The 16,336-nt window shown below is 69.7% G+C and carries 11 protein-coding genes and 1 pseudogene; 7 read left to right on the forward strand and 5 right to left on the reverse strand.

What is annotated here, in order from left to right; all coding sequences use genetic code 11:
* Positions 1 to 701: 701 nt before the first annotated feature.
* A complete protein-coding gene (locus tag ACIBTV_RS29690; protein WP_396710204.1) occupies positions 702 to 1,544 on the reverse strand; it encodes a TRM11 family SAM-dependent methyltransferase in 843 nt (280 codons plus the stop codon).
* Positions 1,537 to 2,109: a hypothetical protein gene (locus tag ACIBTV_RS29695; RefSeq protein WP_396710206.1), complete on the reverse strand. Its 573-nt coding sequence runs from the start codon at positions 2,107 to 2,109 to the stop codon at positions 1,537 to 1,539. The genes ACIBTV_RS29690 and ACIBTV_RS29695 overlap by 8 nt, the downstream gene beginning before the upstream one ends.
* A gap of 279 nt (positions 2,110 to 2,388) precedes the next feature.
* Here ACIBTV_RS29695 and ACIBTV_RS29700 point away from each other — a divergent pair, with 279 nt between their 5' ends.
* Entirely contained in the window at positions 2,389 to 3,153 is a 765-nt protein-coding gene (locus ACIBTV_RS29700; protein WP_396710208.1) for a hypothetical protein, read from the forward strand.
* Between the two features lie 324 nt (positions 3,154 to 3,477).
* Here the strand turns inward: ACIBTV_RS29700 and ACIBTV_RS29705 are convergent, their stop codons facing one another.
* A complete protein-coding gene (locus tag ACIBTV_RS29705; RefSeq protein ID WP_396710210.1) occupies positions 3,478 to 5,811 on the reverse strand; it encodes a family 43 glycosylhydrolase in 2,334 nt (777 codons plus the stop codon).
* A 202-nt stretch (positions 5,812 to 6,013) separates the two neighbouring features.
* The gene (locus tag ACIBTV_RS29710) at positions 6,014 to 8,899 is read right to left on the reverse strand and encodes a family 43 glycosylhydrolase (protein WP_396710212.1); all 2,886 of its coding nucleotides are present in this window, start codon (positions 8,897 to 8,899) and stop codon (positions 6,014 to 6,016) included.
* 268 nt (positions 8,900 to 9,167) lie between these two features.
* Here ACIBTV_RS29710 and ACIBTV_RS29715 point away from each other — a divergent pair.
* The 5 genes and pseudogenes from ACIBTV_RS29715 to ACIBTV_RS29735 form a co-directional block, all read left to right on the forward strand.
* Positions 9,168 to 9,734 (forward strand): annotated as a pseudogene (locus tag ACIBTV_RS29715) (TetR/AcrR family transcriptional regulator C-terminal domain-containing protein); the annotation flags it as partial.
* A 272-nt stretch (positions 9,735 to 10,006) separates the two neighbouring features.
* On the forward strand, positions 10,007 to 10,309 hold the full coding sequence (locus tag ACIBTV_RS29720) for a pilin (protein WP_396710213.1): 303 nt from the start codon (positions 10,007 to 10,009) through the stop codon (positions 10,307 to 10,309).
* A 9-nt stretch (positions 10,310 to 10,318) separates the two neighbouring features.
* The gene (locus ACIBTV_RS29725; RefSeq protein WP_396710215.1) at positions 10,319 to 11,236 is read left to right on the forward strand and encodes a hypothetical protein; all 918 of its coding nucleotides are present in this window, start codon (positions 10,319 to 10,321) and stop codon (positions 11,234 to 11,236) included.
* Entirely contained in the window at positions 11,233 to 12,123 is an 891-nt protein-coding gene (locus ACIBTV_RS29730; RefSeq protein ID WP_396710216.1) for a PrgI family protein, read from the forward strand. The genes ACIBTV_RS29725 and ACIBTV_RS29730 overlap by 4 nt, the downstream gene beginning before the upstream one ends.
* On the forward strand, positions 12,120 to 13,880 hold the full coding sequence (locus ACIBTV_RS29735) for a VirB4 family type IV secretion system protein (protein ID WP_396710217.1): 1,761 nt from the start codon (positions 12,120 to 12,122) through the stop codon (positions 13,878 to 13,880). Before ACIBTV_RS29730 ends, ACIBTV_RS29735 begins: the two co-directional genes overlap by 4 nt.
* Positions 13,881 to 14,840: 960 nt before the next feature.
* Here ACIBTV_RS29735 and ACIBTV_RS29740 read toward each other — a convergent pair.
* The gene (locus tag ACIBTV_RS29740) at positions 14,841 to 15,587 is read right to left on the reverse strand and encodes a hypothetical protein (RefSeq protein WP_396710219.1); all 747 of its coding nucleotides are present in this window, start codon (positions 15,585 to 15,587) and stop codon (positions 14,841 to 14,843) included.
* A 491-nt stretch (positions 15,588 to 16,078) separates the two neighbouring features.
* Between ACIBTV_RS29740 and ACIBTV_RS29745 the strand changes: the two genes are divergently transcribed.
* Positions 16,079 to 16,336 (forward strand): transposase (locus ACIBTV_RS29745; RefSeq protein WP_396710221.1); only part of this gene is annotated, 258 nt, incomplete at its 3' end.

Consider the following 16,336-nt stretch of genomic DNA (forward strand, 5'->3'; position numbering starts at 1 on the left):
CGACCAGGGATGGTGGGCGCGATGACGTCGCGGACGCGTCGATTCAGCGCGGAAGGAAAGAGGTGAGGCCTCAGGCTAGCGGCGTCGCCGTCGGTGCGATGCGGGCTGTCAGGTCCCGCCACCTGGCAGGACCTGACAGCCCGCCGCGGGCAGTGTTACGCGCAGGCCGGTGAAGGTGGTGGCACTGCCATCCGGCACGCCACCAACGCCCGAATCCCTGCCGCAGACCCCACCCCGGCCACGCCTTGTGCAGCCCGCGACGGCAGGACAGCCTCCCCGACGTGTTGGGCTACGGTTCGCCGGTGACCAGATATCGCCGCACCTACCGCAACGTGGACGGCCAACGAATCGAAGGCACCTGGCGGCACATCTTCACCCGCACCATGGACACGTACTTCCTGACCGATCTGGTCATCTACGCCGATGGCGCCATCGACTGCGGCACCGGCGGACTCACCGACCTCGACGGGCTGGCCGAACAACTCCGCCGTGGCCGAGTCGCCACCACCTTTGAAGACGGCGCGCGAGCATCGGCGCACCACCTGGCAGGGTGGCAATTCCCCGAGCCCCGCTCCGCCATCAACGCCGAGAGGCTTCTCGGCGAGGTCGCCAACGAGATCGATCGGCTCAACGACCCGGCCGGACTCCACCGGTCGCTGCCTCCCGTAGGCACGCGTGGGTTCGCGCGATTCTCTGCTGCGTCAACAGCGCCGCAGGACCAGCACGTCCTCGTGCGCCACCAGGTGCACCGGAATGCCGTCGTGTCTGGCGCGGCGGACGGCCAGCAGACCGAACATGTTGGCCCGGTGCACGATCTGCCCGTCGCGGACGGCGGCGAGCATCGCCGCGCACCGCTGCACCGGGACCAGCCCCACCGACCGGGCGACCGCCAACAGTTCGCCGGGCAGGTCGAGCAGGTCGTCGCGCTGACGGCGTACGGGCCGGCAGGTGATGACTGCGGTGCCGCCGGGACGCAGCAGGTGGTAGCTGGCGGCGAGGATCTGCGCGAACCCGTCGAGCAGCCGCGACCAGCCCCCGTAGGCCAGGTTGCCGCGTTCGCGATCGCCGTAGACGTGATTGCGTTTACGCACCCCGGCGCTGGTCGTCTGGACGAGTCCGTGGGTTGCGCGCCCGTAGGGCGGTGAGGTGAGCACGAGGCTCACCTGTCCGACCGCGGACGCGGGCATCAGATCGAGCAGCCTGGTGGCGTCGCCGGTGAGCACTGTCGCGGTGCCGGCCGCGCCCTGCGCGGCGGCCAGCGCGACGTTGGCTTCGGCCAGGGCGGTGAACCGGGGTTCGATGTCGACGCCGATGGCGTGTCGGCCCAGGTGCATGGCTTCCACGAGCGTGGTCCCGGACCCGCACATCGGATCGAGCACCAGATCACCCGGTGCGGTGTAGGAGCTGATGGCGTGCGCGGCGAGGTGGGGCAGCATCTTGCCGGGGTGGGTTGATGTCTGTGGGACGTAGCGGCCTCGCCGCTGGTCGCGGGCGGGCTGCTGGCAGGTCAGCCAGACCGAGGTGACCGGCAGGGGTTCAGCCATCGGTGCCGCTGTTCCCGGTCGCGCTGCGGGTCATGATCAGCACGTCGCTGTGGATGTCGAGCTGGGTGTGGTCGCCGCGCCGGGGCGGCCGGTCGGCGGCCACGATGTGTTGCAGGTAGCCGAGTCCGGCCTGCTTGGCGGCGATGACGACGTCGACGGGCAGCACCGGGTCGCCGTGCGGCAGCAGCACCGCGACGCAGCCGCCGGGCAGCAGCGCGCGCCGGGACAGGTCGAGGAACTCGGCCAGCGGGCGGCCGCTCTCGGGCGGCCATCCGGTGACGATGAGGGTGGCCGCCTCCCGGCCCCAGCCGGTCAGCCGAACCGGGAGGTGGCTACGGCGGCGAGCGACGATGATCGCGCGGGCCAGCTGCGGCCCGTGCGTCAGGTCGACGATCAGGTCGCCGGGGTGGGTGAGGTTGTGTACGAGCCGCACGCCCATCTGGTTGGACATGGTCTCGCCCTGCTGCGGGGCGGGTACCGGCCACACGGTGATGGGCACGGGCGGGTCGCCGGGCACCACGTCGCCCACGGGGACTGGTGCGCGGTGAGGGGTGGATTCGGTCATGGGCACGGTGGCCCCCTAACCGGCGGGGCGTACTGACGATCCCCAGTGCGGCGCTGTCAGGCCGATCGAACCCGCCCCGACCTGACAGGACCGGTCCCCTTGCCGCCTGTCAGCCGGCCGGCCGGCGGGTGGGTGCGCGGTGTGGGGGCGAACCTGACACCATCGGGCACGACCTGTCCCGCTCTGACAACCGCTCGTTGCTGTCAGGTCGGGCTGTCCCAATCGACGGTCTCGAAGCGCTCGCGCAAGGCGAGGCGCTTCCGTCGAGGGGACATCCACATGGCCATGACCACCCGTATGAGAAGCACCGACACGGCGCTGACCACCGCTGAGGCGGCGTTCGCGCTGTTGACCTGCGAACCGGCGCCGCTGGTGTTCGACGCGCGCCCGGTACCGGGCTTGCCGGATGCGACGATGCCGCTGGGCGAGCTGCGCACGCTGCTGGTCTGCGAGCGCTACGACAGCGACACCACCGACGTGCTCTGGCGGCACTTGGCCCACCACGCCCGCGAAAAGGGACCCGCCTGGGTCGTCGGCGCGATCGGCGTGGCGCTGCCCGCGCTGACACGCCTCGCCGCGAAGATCAGCCGCGGCCACGCCCGGCACGCCGACGACGTCGACTCCGAGGTCCTCGCCGGGTTCCTCCAGGCGCTGCGCAGGGCGGATCTGACCCCACCGCGGCTGTGGTTGCGGCTGTGCTGGGCGGCGTGGCGCGCGGGCGTCGCGGTCATCACAGCCGACGACGGCGAGGAACTGCCGCTGAATCTGTCCACCGGGTCACGGTCACCGCGGATGCCCTACGGGCACCCGGACCTGCTGCTCGGCCGGGCAGCCGCCGCCGGTCTGATCACCAGCGAGGCTGCCGAGTTGATCAGCGCGACCCGGTTCGGCGACAGGCTCGTCGAGCAGCTGGCGGCCGAGCACGGTGTGACCGCGTCAGTGCTGCGCATGCGCCGGCGAAGGGCCGAACGCATCGTGGCGGCCGCCGTCTCGCGAGGCGACCTGTCCTGCGCGACGCGCCGAGGCGGCCGCGAGGCCGCATGATGCCTGGCCGCACCCGCGCTGGGCGTGTCGGCTCACACTGCACGAGTCACGGCCGCCAGCACGCCACGGACATAGGACGAGGCGACTTCGCCAGCGGGCGCAACGGCGGCCCGCTGCGTACATGTCGCGAGCGGATTCAGCGCGGGCGGCCGGCCCACGCTGCCGCTGCCACAAGGTTGCCGTCTCCCCTGCTGTCGCGGCCGCCGCTGTCGGCGGCCGATCAGGATGTCGGCGGTGGCCGGCGGCGACGGCATCGCAACTGATCGTGGCTAACGCCAGTGGCGGCGGTCCGGCATTGCCGGGCCGCCGCCACTGTCAGGATGATCAGCCGCAGGAGCGGGCCGCGTAGCTCGCCTTGTACGAGGCAGACTTGGGCTCGCCGTCGACCGTCGCGGTGGCCGTCACCGTCACCTCACCCGCCGGCACGGCGGCGGTGCCGGTGGGGAACGACCGGAACTTCTCCTTAGCGGGCGGCACCGACCCGAATGGCCTCGTCCCGTACGCCGACGTCGCCGAGGCCGTCACGTGGATCGCCTCGTTGTTCGCGGCGCGGACGGTCACCATCACCATCTCGCCGACGCACCGGGTGTCCGCCACGACGGACAGGTCCAGCGGCGGTACGGCCTCGAACGCCCAGGAGTCGATCTCGAAGAGGTCGTCCCCGGCCGGGCCGCGGTAGGTGAAGTAGACGTCGTGCACGCCCGTGGCGCCCTGCAGGTCGGCGGTCACCTGGGCCCATTCACCGGTCGGGGTGTCGACCGGGATGGTGCCGACCACCGGACCGCTCGCGCTGTCCAGTCGCACCTCGATGCTTGCGTCGGCGGCCAGCGCCCGCACCGTGGCCGTCACGCTGGCCGCGCCGTCGGCACCGAAGTCGACCGCCGACAGCGCCGTCCAGTCACCCTCGTCGATGTCACGCACTACCAGGTTCGGCGTCGGGGTGCCGAACTCGGCGGAGGCGCTGTCGACCTTGCCGGTGGCAATGCCCTTACTCCAGCCAACGGTCTCGGCCTCGAACACCCGGTACGGGTTGAAGTTGCGCACCTGGTTGACGCCAGCGTAGTCACCGACGACCTGCTGGATGGTGCCGTCCGGGTTGAAGGTCAGCTCCTGGATGTGCGGGCTGCGGTAGCCCTGGGTGGTGTTGCCGTTGATGCGCTTGTTGAGCGTCGGGGCGTGGTACGTGAAGTAGAACTTGCCCTCGAACTCGAACACCGACTGATGGTTGTTGCCGCCAGTGCCGGCACCGAAGAACTGCGACTGGTTGGGGAACAGCACGCCCGCGTAGGTCTCCTTCGGCCACGACATCGGGTTGTCGGAGATCATGTAGCCGATCTGGCCGCCGCCGGGGTAGCCGGGCACCCGCGGCTGGTTACCGCCGAAGTCATTCCCGCCGAAGTGCGAGGAGTACGACAGGTAGTACTTGCCCTCGCGCTTGAACACGTGGCCGGCCTCGAAGGCGACCGGAGCGTCGACCACGGGCGCCCGCCCTTCGGTGGCGATCATGTTTTCGCCCAGCTTGATGCTGCGGATGTTCTTCGGGTTGTTGAAGCGTTCGACCGGCGGCATGCTCGTCGACGCCGGGCCACCGCCGAAGTAGAGATACGCCTGGCCGTCGTCGTCCACAAGCGGCGCCGGGTCGAACTTCCACGCCACGTCCTCGGCACCGGGGGTACTGCCGTTGATCAGAGTGCTGGTGCGCTCGCTGGTCCACGGGCCGAGCGGCGACTCGCCCGTTATCACGTTGCTCGAGCCGCCGCCGTTGGCGTAGTAGAGGAAGAACTTCTCCTCGCCGTTGACGACCTTCTTGGCGATGCCGGGCGCCCACGAGTTGCCGGTGAACGGTGCCACGCCGTTCGGGCCGGCCACCTGGATCTCGCCGTGGTCGGTCCAGTTCACCAGGTCGGTCGAGGAGATCACGGTGATCTGGTTGATGTCGCCGTAGTTGATGCCCGGGGAGACGCCGGTGGCCGGGTTGGGTGCGTAGCCCTGGGTGTCGTTGGTCATGTAGAGGTAGACCCGGCCGTCGTGCACGAAGCCGAATCCGTCGGCACCGAACTTGTGCCCGATGAGCGGGTTGTGCTCGCCGGGCAGCTTACCAACCACCTCGATCGTCTTCGATACGACGTATTCCTGGAGCGTAACGTCGTCGACCTTGAAGTCCATCAGGTGGGTGTCCGGCGCGGTCGACGGGTTCGCCGTCCACGGGGTCTCGACGAAGATCCGTGCGGTGCTGACGTTCTGCCCAGCGGGTATCGTGAAGGTGCCCTGGATGAGCCCCCACTGTCCGCGCGGCACGGTGACGGTGCCGAGGTTGGTGTAGGTGGAGCCGCCGTAGTGCATGGTGATGAAGAACTGCTTGGTCGCTGGGCTGTTCGCGTTCTCGTACTTCACCCGCGCCGTCACCAGGTAGGTCTTGCCGGCCTGCACCTTGCCGGAGAGGTTCTGCATCGGGCCCGATCCGGTGGTGCTCCGGTTGGTCACGAGCACCGCGCCCGTGCCGGAGTAGGCGTCCGTCGTGGTCGACAGCGTGGCGGTGTCCGAAGCGTTGCCGTCGTTCGCGAACCAGCTGGCGAGCCCGTCCTCGAACCCGCCGTTCACGATGAGGTTCGGGCTGGCGGCCTGGACGGGCGCCGCCGCGACGGCGGCGGATCCCACTACCAGGGTGAGGGCCGCTGCGGCGGCCGTGATCCGTCGTCGAGACGATCTCAGCAATCCGTGTTCCAAGGCACTTCTCCTTGATCTCAGGGTGAACCGCAAGCGGTTCCTGGGTGCCCAGGCGCGGTTGCGGTACGGCCCGGAGCGGTTCGGGGTACGGGAGTCAGGGGCGGCTCGCGATGCCGCCCCTGCCTCCCCTCACTCATGAGCAGGCGCGCACCGCGTACGGCGCCCACACCGTCACCTCGGCCGGTTCGCCCTGGTAGCTGGAGGAACCGACCACGGTCACCTCACCGGCCGGCACGCTGCTCGCGTTGGTGGCGAACGACCGGGCCTTCTCCTTGCCCGGCGGCACCGCCCCGAAGGGCCGCGTCCCGTAGGTCGAGTCCGCCGAGGCCACCACGTGCATCGCCTCGCCGTTGCGCACCCGCACCGTCACCATGACCTTGTCGCCGACGCACCGGGTGTCCGCCACCACGGTGACGTCCAGCGACGGGTTCTCGGTCTTGAGGACACCGAGCCGGGCCAGGTGGTAGCTGAGCGCCCGTTCCGGCGCGTCGATCTGGTTCTGGGTGCCGAACGCGCCGGCCCGGGCAGCCTTCGCGTCGCCCAGCGCGGCCTGCATGCCGGCCCAGGCGTCCCTCGGGTAGTAGTGCCGGTCGAGCGTGCCGGCGTGGGCGATGGCCGCGTCGAGGTCGCTGGTGTCGAGCGGCCGCCCCTGCGCGGTCAGCGTGTCGCTGAGCAGGTAGTTGTCGAAGTCGACGTACCCGCCCCTCTCCTGGGTCGCATAGTTGAACAGGCCCACCCGGTGGCCCATGAAGTGCGCGAGGCTGCCGTCGAGCGCCTGCGGGCCGACCCGGTTGCCCAACTGGCGCCAGGTCAGCCCGTCGAGGCTGTAGTAGAAGGTCGTCCAGAGCTGTCCTACCGGCGAGGCGAAGTCAAGGTCCGCTTTCACGTACACCTCGGTGGCGTCACCGAGCGACACGGTCGTGCCGGGCAGGAAGTTCTCCAGCGTGGCCTGGTCGAGGTCGACCGCGAACGGCTGCCCCCGGTTGACGACGCCCAGCGTGTTCACCCCGCCGGAGCGCTTGACCGCCACGTACGAGAAGCCCCGGTTGTAGGCGGCCAGGCCGGCGACGTCTCCGTTCCTCATGCCGGAGACGTCCATCCGGGTCTCGACCGATTGCCGGGGCCCGAAGGTGCGCTGCGACAGGGTGTTGCGGGCCTCCTCGAACCAGGCCAGCTCGGCCCGGTTGGACAGCTTGGTGTAGATGTACTTGCCGGTGACCACCTTGCCGTTGGTCAGACGCAGCCATCCGTCCCGGTCGGTCAGCGACCAGTACCGGTTGTCCGGGGCGTGGTTCCATTCCCACGGCAGGTCCAGACGCGACCCGTTGGGGGCGATCTCCTCCTTGGTCGGGTACTCGGCCGTCACCGGCTGCCCGACGATCGAGACGTCGTCGATCAGGTAGTCGACGCTCGACGACGGCGGCTGCGGGCTGGCCCACGGCGTCTCGACCGCGAACTTGAAGTTGTTCAGGTTCGCCGTCGTGGGCACGGTGTACTGGGCCGACACCGTGGTCCACTGCCCGATCGGCACACTTCGGGCGGCCATCGTCTGCACGCCCGACCCCCAGTCTGCGACCAGGTTGAACGTGATGGCGTTCGGGCCGGTGGCGTATTTGACCTTCGCCGACACGGTGTAGGTCACGCCATGCTGCATCTTGCCGTTGAGGAACTGGTTGGGGCCGGAGCCGTTGAGCGTACGGTTGCTCACCTTCAGCGCCGCCGATCCGGTGGCCAGATCGGTCGGGTCGAGACCGATCGTCGCGCCGAACTGGGTGCCCCACGGCGCGACCGAGCCGGACTCGAAACCGGGGTTCTGCAGCAGCTCGACGCCGAGGAGCGAGTCGTCGTACGTGGGCGGCGCCGGGATCGTCCACTCCTCGTCCTGGTACGCCCTGTGCGGCGCGTCGTTGGCGAAGTCGTCCGAGGTGACGATGCTCTTCTGCCGCTCGAACAGTTCCTCCGCCGGGCTGAGCTTGATTGGCTTGTCGAACACGCCGTTGACCGGGACGACGCCGTTGGTGCCGAAGGTCGGCCACCCGTCCTGCCAGGCCGCCGGGATGAGCGCCGGGATCCGCCCGATCGGGAACGTGTCACGGAAGAACATGCCGTACCAGTCGGTCCCGCCGCCTGGGCGGGAGATCGGCACCAGGCTGCCCTGCGCGAAGCCATTGGAGTTGAGCACCCCGCGCGCCTCGTAGGTGTTCACGCCACCGGCGGAGGTGTAGCGCCCGAGCAGGTCCCGGGAACGGAACATGACGACCTGGCGGCCCTGCCCGGAAGGCCAGGTGATGATGACGGCGTAGTAGTAGCCGTCGATGTAGTAGAACTGGGCGCCCTCGAAGAGCCCGCCGATGAAGGGCCGGCCGGCGTAGTTGTTCGCGGTGAAGATGTTGGGGTAGTCCTGCTCGATGGCCGTCAGGTTCGAATTGAGGCGTACCGCGCTGATGCCGCCGGAGCCGTAGAAGATGTAGGGCGTGCCGTCGATGTCGAAGAAGAGTGACGGGTCGTGCAGGCCGCGCCCGAGCGGGGTGCGCTGCCACGACCCGCTGTCGATGTCGTCGGTGCGGTAGAGGTACGCGCCGCCGAGGTTGTTGGTGTTGAAGACGACATAGAAAGTGCCGTCGTGGTAGCGCAGCGACGACGCCCACTGGCCCTGACCGTACGAGTTCTGCCCGTTGCGCAGCGAGAACGCATCTCCGATACTCGCCCGGTCGAAGACATAGTTGACGATCTGCCAGTTGACCAGGTCGTAGGACTTCATGATCGGCGCGCCGGGGCTCAGGTGCATCGTCGTGCTGATCATGTAGTAGATGTCGCGGCCCTCATCGTTCTTCGCGGCCGGGACCCGCTCCACGCCGATGTCCGGCACGTCGGAGTTCAACAGCGGCACCGAGTAGGTGCCGTCGCCCTTGCCGGTGGAGGTGTACGACGACGTGGGTGACCAGGTGTCGGCGGCCTGAGCGGCCCCGGCGGGCGCCACGAGAACGGCGCACAGCAGCACCGTTCCGACCCTGGACATCCATCCTTTACACATGCAGCCCTCCAATGTTAACGTTAACATCAGCGCGCAGCTTTATTGAAACATTTGCGAATTATGATGTCAATGGATGGGAAACAAGCTCGCCTACATGGCACCGCGCCGACGACCGCCTCACCGGGCGCGAAGACAGCCTCGACGAAGCGCTCGACGCCCGGGCCCAGCCCACGTACGCCGACCCAGAACCAATCGATCAACCCTGAGACAGCGACAGCCCCCGCGACGGCGCCGATGACGGGCAGCCTGCCAGCGGCTGCGCGACGCGCTGCTCGCGCACCGCGACGGCGCCAGAATGATCACGGTCGCCTGCGGCCCGGACCCGCACTCGCTGCGCTACGCCGAGGCAGTGGTCTCGACCTTGACCGAGGCTGGCTTCGACGGCCGTACCGCCTCCTGGGCGCACTGGACGATCTTCTATCTCATCCTCGGCATCACCCAGGAGCAGCAAGTGGCGAGAGACTCCACCGCCATCACCGCCAATCAGGTGCCGACCGACCGGTACCCAGCGCTGGCGGCCACGCTGTCCCGCGTCGGCCCCGGGCGATGTCGACCAGCGCTTCGCGTCGGCCTCGGCCTGATCCTCGGATTCCCTCCGGACTCGACTGGCCACGCAAGCCGAAGAGCTCTGAAAGGAGCGCGACCCCGCCGAGTGCGCCGCGGGCGGCCAGCGCGTCCGCGCGCCGTAGGTGCAGGCCGGGGAACGAGCGGATCGCCCACGCAACCCTCCATGCCCGACTTTGCGACAGCCAGCGCAGGGAGAGCATGGGTCGCGGTGGCGGAAGGGCCGGCGCCGACGACAAGGTGCGCCGGCCGGTGAAGCGCTGACCGCTGTTGTCAGGGCGTGACAGGTGCCAGGCGGGTTCGATCAGCCTGACAGCCGAGATCTGGATAGCGCATGTCATCCACGGCATGCCCGCCCGGTGGGGACCACCTTCCGGCGGGGCCCACAGGTTCGGCACGGCTGGCGCGGCGTACTGACACCCGCGATCCCTGCGCCTCACGCAAGGGAGGAGCGCCCCCACCGGACCACATCGGGCCCTTCCCGTGGTCCCCACCGCGGCGGCCCCTCGCACCTCGTGGAGCGCCGCAATGCACGCGACTCTTTCCACCCTGGCCGACCTCGCTGCGGCCGCACCCACTCCCACTCCGGCACCGATGCCGAAGAACATCAACGAGGTCATCTCCGGCATCACCGGCTGGATCATGGGGCTCATCGCAGTGGTCGCGACGATGTTCCTGGTCATCGGCGGCCTGCGCTACATGGCCGCCGGCGGCGACCCGGCGCAGGTCGAGCAGGCCAAGGGCAACCTCAAGTCCGCGCTGATCGGCTACGCCCTCGCCGTGCTCTCGCCGGTCATCCTGCAGGTGCTGCAGGGCATCATCGGCGGCTGAGGCTCCGTCATGGTCGACTGGCTGATGAACGGCCTGGTCAGCTGGCTCGCCGAGAAGGTCACCGACCTTCTCGGCGGCGTGCTGGCCGTCCTGACGTCCTCCCTGTTCCTGTCTCCTGACGTCACGGCCCTGCCGCAGGTGCAGACAATCGCCGAGAAGAGCTCGCTGGTCGTCAGCGCGAGTCTCATCCTGGCGGTCATCGCGGTCGGCGTCGCGACGATGGCCAGCGGCTCGATGCAGCTGCGCTACGGCCTCAAGGAGCTGATTCCGCGCCTGGTCGTCGGGGTGGTCCTGTCGGCGTTCGCGGTGCCGCTCACCTCGGTGCTCGTCAAGGCCGCCAACGCCCTCACCGTGGCGATGACCGGCGCGAGCGCGCCGACGACGCAGGCGGTGACCTTCACTCGTGCGCGGATCACCTCGGCGCTGACCGACGAGAGCGCCGCGCTGTTGATGGCCATCATCGGCCTACTGATCGTGTTGCTGATGTTCCTGCTCGCCGGTGGCTGGCTGGTCAGGGTCGGGCTGTTGGTCGTCCTGGCCGGGGTCGCGCCGGTCGCGTTGGCCTGCTACGCCACACCGTGGACCCAAGGCGCGGCGGACCTGTGGTGGCGCAGCATGCTGGGCTGCCTGGCCACGCCCACCGTGCAGGCCATCGCGTTCTCGGCCGGCATCAACCTGCTGACCGACCCTGCGGCGAACCTGCCGATCCTGCTCGGGCTGCCCGGTTCGGACACGGTCAACCTGCTGCTGGTCATCGTCGTGCTGTGGACCACGGTCAAGATTCCCGGCCTGATGCGCCGCCACGTCAGCGGCAAGGGCTCAGCGCGCGCCGGCGGGGATCTGCTGCGCGCGGTGGTCATCCAGGGCGGCACCCGCGGTCTGCCGCTGGGCCGCGTCGGGCGCGCAGCGCTGCGAGGTGGGCGATGAACCCCGACGAGGGCACACCCCGCGCCGTGGTGCCGGCGAATGTCAACGAGCCGGACCGCATCGCGTTCGGGCTGACGTTCCGGCAGTTGGGCATCATCGGCGGCGTCGGCCTGGCCGGAATGGGCGTTCACCGCGCCGTCGGGCACCTGCTGCCGCCGCTCGTCTGGGTCATCGCCGGGATCGTCGTGTTCGCCGCTGCCGTCGCGGTGGCGTTGGGCCGCCGCGACGGCCTGCCCCTGGACGTGTGGCTGCGTCACGGCTTCGCCCTGTCGCGCAGCCCCCGCACGCTCGCGCCCGGCACCGCCCGGGCCAGCGCCGTCGCCGTCGTAGCCGACGCACCGGCGGTCCCGGCGCCGCTACGCTCCCCCGTCACCGCGATCGGCCCGACCGGCGTGCTCACCTGCGAGGGCACGAACCGGCTGCTGATCGCCTGTGGCACCACGAACATCCACCTGCGCACCGGCAGCGAGCAGGGCGCGCTGCTGGACGGGTTCGGCCGCTTCCTCAACTCGTTGACCGGGCCGGCGCAGATCGTCGTCGCAGCGCAGCGGCACGACCTGGGCACCCACGCGCAGGTGATCGTCGACCACGCGCCGCGCCTGCCGCACCCGGCGCTGAAGGCCGCCGCCGACGACCACGCCGAATTCCTGCTCACCCTCGACAGCGAGCGCGATCCGCTGCGCCGTCAGGTGCTCGCCGTCATCACCGGCGAGCAGGGCGCTGACACCGCCGTGCGGGCACTGTCCGGACTCGGTGTGGAAGCCGCCGCCCTGGACGGGCCGGCCGTCGCCTCGGCCCTCGCCACCGCGGTTGACCCCTTCTCCCCGCCGGTGCCGGGCCCCCGTGCGGTGCCCGGCACCCCCATCACGTCGCGGAGCACGACATGAACTTGTGGAAGATCAACAAGAAGCCGGTTGCGGCGGGGGCGGCGATGCCGTCGCCGGCCGCGCTGTCGGTCACCCCCGGGCACGTGCAGGTCGGCGACGGCTACGCCGCCACCTACGTCGTGTGCGGATACCCCGCCGAGGTCGGCCCCGCCTGGCTCGACCCGCTGCTGTCCTACCCCGGCCGCGTCGACGTCGCCGTGCACCTGGATCCGGTCGCCCCGCAGGTGGCCGCGCCGATGCTCAAACGCCAACGCGCCCGCCTCGAATCCTCACGCCGCCTCGACGCCGACCACGGACGCCTGGGTGATCCGATGGTCGAGGCGGCGGCATCCGACGCCGCAGAGCTCGCCGAACGGGTCGCCCGCGGCGCGGCGAAGCTGTTCGACGTCGGCATCTACGTCACCATCCATGCCCGCACCCTCGACGACCTGCACGCCGTCACCGCGGGCGTGAGATCGGCGGCCGCGTCGGTGCTGCTCGACCTGCAACCGGCCACGTTCCGCCACCAGCAGGGCTGGATGGCCACCCTTCCGATCGGGGTGGACCCACTGCGCATGCGGCGCATCCTCGACACCACCGCCCTCGCCGCGGCCTTCCCCCTGGCGTCGGCGGACCTCGCCGCCCCCGCCCCCGGCCTCATCGCCCCACCCGAGGGCGTGCTCTACGGGCTCAACACCACCTCCAACGGGGTGCTGATCTGGAACCGGTGGGCGCAGGACAACCACAACTCCGTCGTGCTGGCACGCTCCGGCGCCGGCAAGTCGTACTTCGTCAAACTGGAGGTCCTGCGCAACCTCTACCAGGGCACCACGGTGTCCGTCATCGACCCCGAAGACGAATACACGCCCCTCGCAGCGCACGTCGGTGGCACGGTCGTGCAGCTCGGCCAGCCCGGCGTGCGCATCAACCCCCTCGACCTGCCCGCCGACACCCGGCCCGACACGCTGACCCGCCGCGGCCTCTACCTGCACACCCTGATCTCCGTCATGCTCGGCGCGCCACCCCCGCCAGCCGAGCGGGCCGCCCTGGACCGGGCCATCACCGCCACCTACGCCGCGGCGGGGATCAACGCCGACCCGGCCACGTGGAGTAAACCGGCGCCGCTGCTGCGGAACCTGGCCGAGACGCTCGCCGGCGACGACGACCCGGCCGCCGGGCAGCTCGCCGCCCGCCTGGCCCCCTGGACGGTGGGCAACTTCGCCAGCCTGTTCGACGGGCCGACCACCACTGGTGCGGGCGGACACCTGGTGGTGTGGTCGCTGCGGCACCTGCCCGACGAACTGCGCACCGTCGGGACACTGCTCGCGTTGGACTCGATCTGGTCGGGCATCGACATGCCAGCCACGTCCGGGCGCCGACGGCGGCAGCTCGTCGTAGTCGACGAAGCCTGGCTGTTGATGCGCGACGGCGAGGGCAGCCGGTTCCTGTTCCGGATGGCCAAGGCCGCCCGCAAACGCTCCGCCGGCCTATGCGTCATCACCCAGGACGCCGCCGACGTGCTCTCCACCGACCTCGGCCTCGCCGTGGTGTCCAACGCCGCGACCCAGGTCCTGATGCGGCAGTCCCCGCAGTCCGTCGACGCCGTGAGCGAGGCGTTCCACCTGACCGCCGGGGAGTCGCGGCTACTGCTGTCGGCACCGCGGGGTGAGGGCCTGCTGGTTGCCGGCCGCGCCCGGATCCCGTTCCGCGCCGTCGGGTCGGCCGCCGAGCACACGATCGCCGTGACAGGTGTCGAGTCGGAGGTATCTACTCAGTGATAGCGCCTGAACCCTGGCCTAATCGGCCCCCGCAGGCATAGGGAGGGCATCCAGGAGCTTCCTTCTGGCCGGCGAGCGCCTGTCTGTGACGGTGAGGCGGTTCGGGTGCCACGTCACCGCAGTTCACATCTCGCGTCGCGGCGAAGGCCGGCACCCGTCCTACTCCCGGCACACCCCCTGAACCGAAGGAGTCGGCTGGCAACAGCGCAGGCCCACGGTCGGCGTTGACAGGTCGCACTAATTTCAGGGCAATCGATCCGTCCGGCCGGCCGGACCAGCTCCGGTCGACTGCCACCCGGGCGCCCAGGCATCCACGCCGCATCGAAGGAGAAGCTGTGAGCCGGAGAACTATCCGTCGACCCGTCACTGTCGCCGCAGCGGCGATCACACTCGTCGCCGCCGGCGGAATCGTCGGCCCCTCACCCGCCTCGGCCCACTGGGCCTGCGGGCGCAAGCCCCCGCCGGACCGTGACTCCACCGGGGGCCATTACACCCGCGGGGTAACCGAAGTCATGAGGAGCGGGTCCAGCACCGATTGCGGGGGAACTGGCTGGACAGACGCGGATAGCCCACTCGACTACCACTGCTACGCACTGAACATTCACGGGTATGAGACCTGGACCTACGTGGTCAACACCGCCGGCGTCGGTGGCTGGATCCGCGACGACCGGCTCAACGATGGCGGTTCCAGGGTGTGGTGTCCAAATCAAACGGTGTGATTCACGCCGGCTGAACCACGGCATGGAACATGTCGTGGTTCAGCCGGCATGCTGAGCTGCGGCTCCTTCGATGCCCGCCGCCAGTTGACCGCCGACCACGCTCAAGACGGGGTGAACGAGGAGGTGTGACTGCCTCCCCGAACCGCTGCCGCTACTGCCCTCAGCGCCGCCGGCGTACTCCGGCTCGGCCGTAGGTCACCGCGAGCTTCCGCAACCGGCTGACTCCTATCGCTTTGGTTGATCACTGCAGGCGGCGCCGAATCCAGGCCGCGAACGCACCGGCACCAAGGAGCGCGGTGAGGATGGTGACGATCTGGGGCACCGACCACTTGGTGATGTCCAGCGTTGCGGTCCAGACCTGCTCGGCGGTGTAGTCCGACGTCCGTTCAACGGTCAGGGTGATCGTGAACCTGTCATGCGGGAGCAGCGCCTGATCGGTGTCCGCAGCGAGGACAAACGCTCCGCCTTGTAGCTGGTAGGTGCCGGGCTTGCTGGCCCGCACGCTCCAGATCCAGGTGGCGGCATCGGTGGGTTCGGTGACTGGTTGGACGCCGCCCTCGGGGTTTAGATCGTCCTTAATGTCGACCTCGCTGTAGGGGGAGGTCAGAGTGACGCCAACGCGCCCGCCGATCGGTACCGTCATGCTGCCTGGCGGGCGCCGAGGGGTGGCACCAACGCCTGTCGGTTCCGCCGGGTCGGAGCAGAGTTCGTCGCTGTTGGCTGGGCCGCAGATGAGGACCCTGATAGTGAACCACTCGGCGACCTTCACCGTCTGGTCGGTCGTGACGTAGAGCTGCCCCTCGAAGAGGTCACGGCGGCCATCGTGCACGGTTGCCTGGTACGTGAATTGCTCGGAGGGGGTAGGGCGAACGGCGGGTTCGCCAGTGGGGGTCGGACGGGGATCGGTCGGCGACCCATCGCGAAGGAAGCCGGCAACGTTCGTCAGATTCAGCACAAGCCCCAGCCCCGCCACAACCAACGTGAGCACTGTTGCGATCCGGACGCCGCGGGCTCGCCGGTCGCTGCGCTCGTCGCCTGGGCCCTGTGTGGGCGAGACCCTCCTATGTGTCACTACCGCCTCCTGAGAGCGTGTAACCGCCCCAGTGTGAGGCACCGGCGCACGCGGTCGCCCGACCGGGACGGGAACGGGCACCTGGGCGGACGGTCCCGTGAGCATGCTGCTCGGCCGCTGGTCTGCGCTGAAGGACTTCAGGCGGCAGTGCGCCCGGCGAGGTAGCCGCTGCCGGTTCGACCGGTCTGCACGCTGTGGACCCCTGGCGTCGGAAACTCATCGACGAGTCTTGGCCTGTCTCAACCTCAGGCGGCTCAACTGCGACGGGTGAGCAGGCTGGGCACCGAGGCAGGTCCGGCACCTAGTACTCCAACGTCACTTGGCTTCGGCGTTGGGCGTGGCGGGGGCATGAAGACGGCCACCGCGTTGATCATCGATGGTTTGTGAGGACAACCGAGGATCGTGCGGTGGCCGCGTGCCACAGCGTAGACCCCGCCGGATGGCGGGTCATCCTGGACGAGGCGGTGGCGCGTGTCGCGGGCCGGTTCGTGCGGGCGGAGCCACGCCGGACCGCCGGGCAGTTCGTGGAAGGACTGTTGTCGGGCGTGGAACGCAAGACCTGCTGGTCGGTTGCGGAACGGGCGGGTCACGCTGATCCGCAGGCGATGCAGCGGCTGCTGCGCACCGCGGTGTGGGACGCCGATGGCGTCCGCGATGACGTGCGT

It is taken from the genome of Micromonospora sp. NPDC049366 (genome assembly GCF_044466625.1).
GTDB lineage: Bacteria > Actinomycetota > Actinomycetes > Mycobacteriales > Micromonosporaceae > Micromonospora.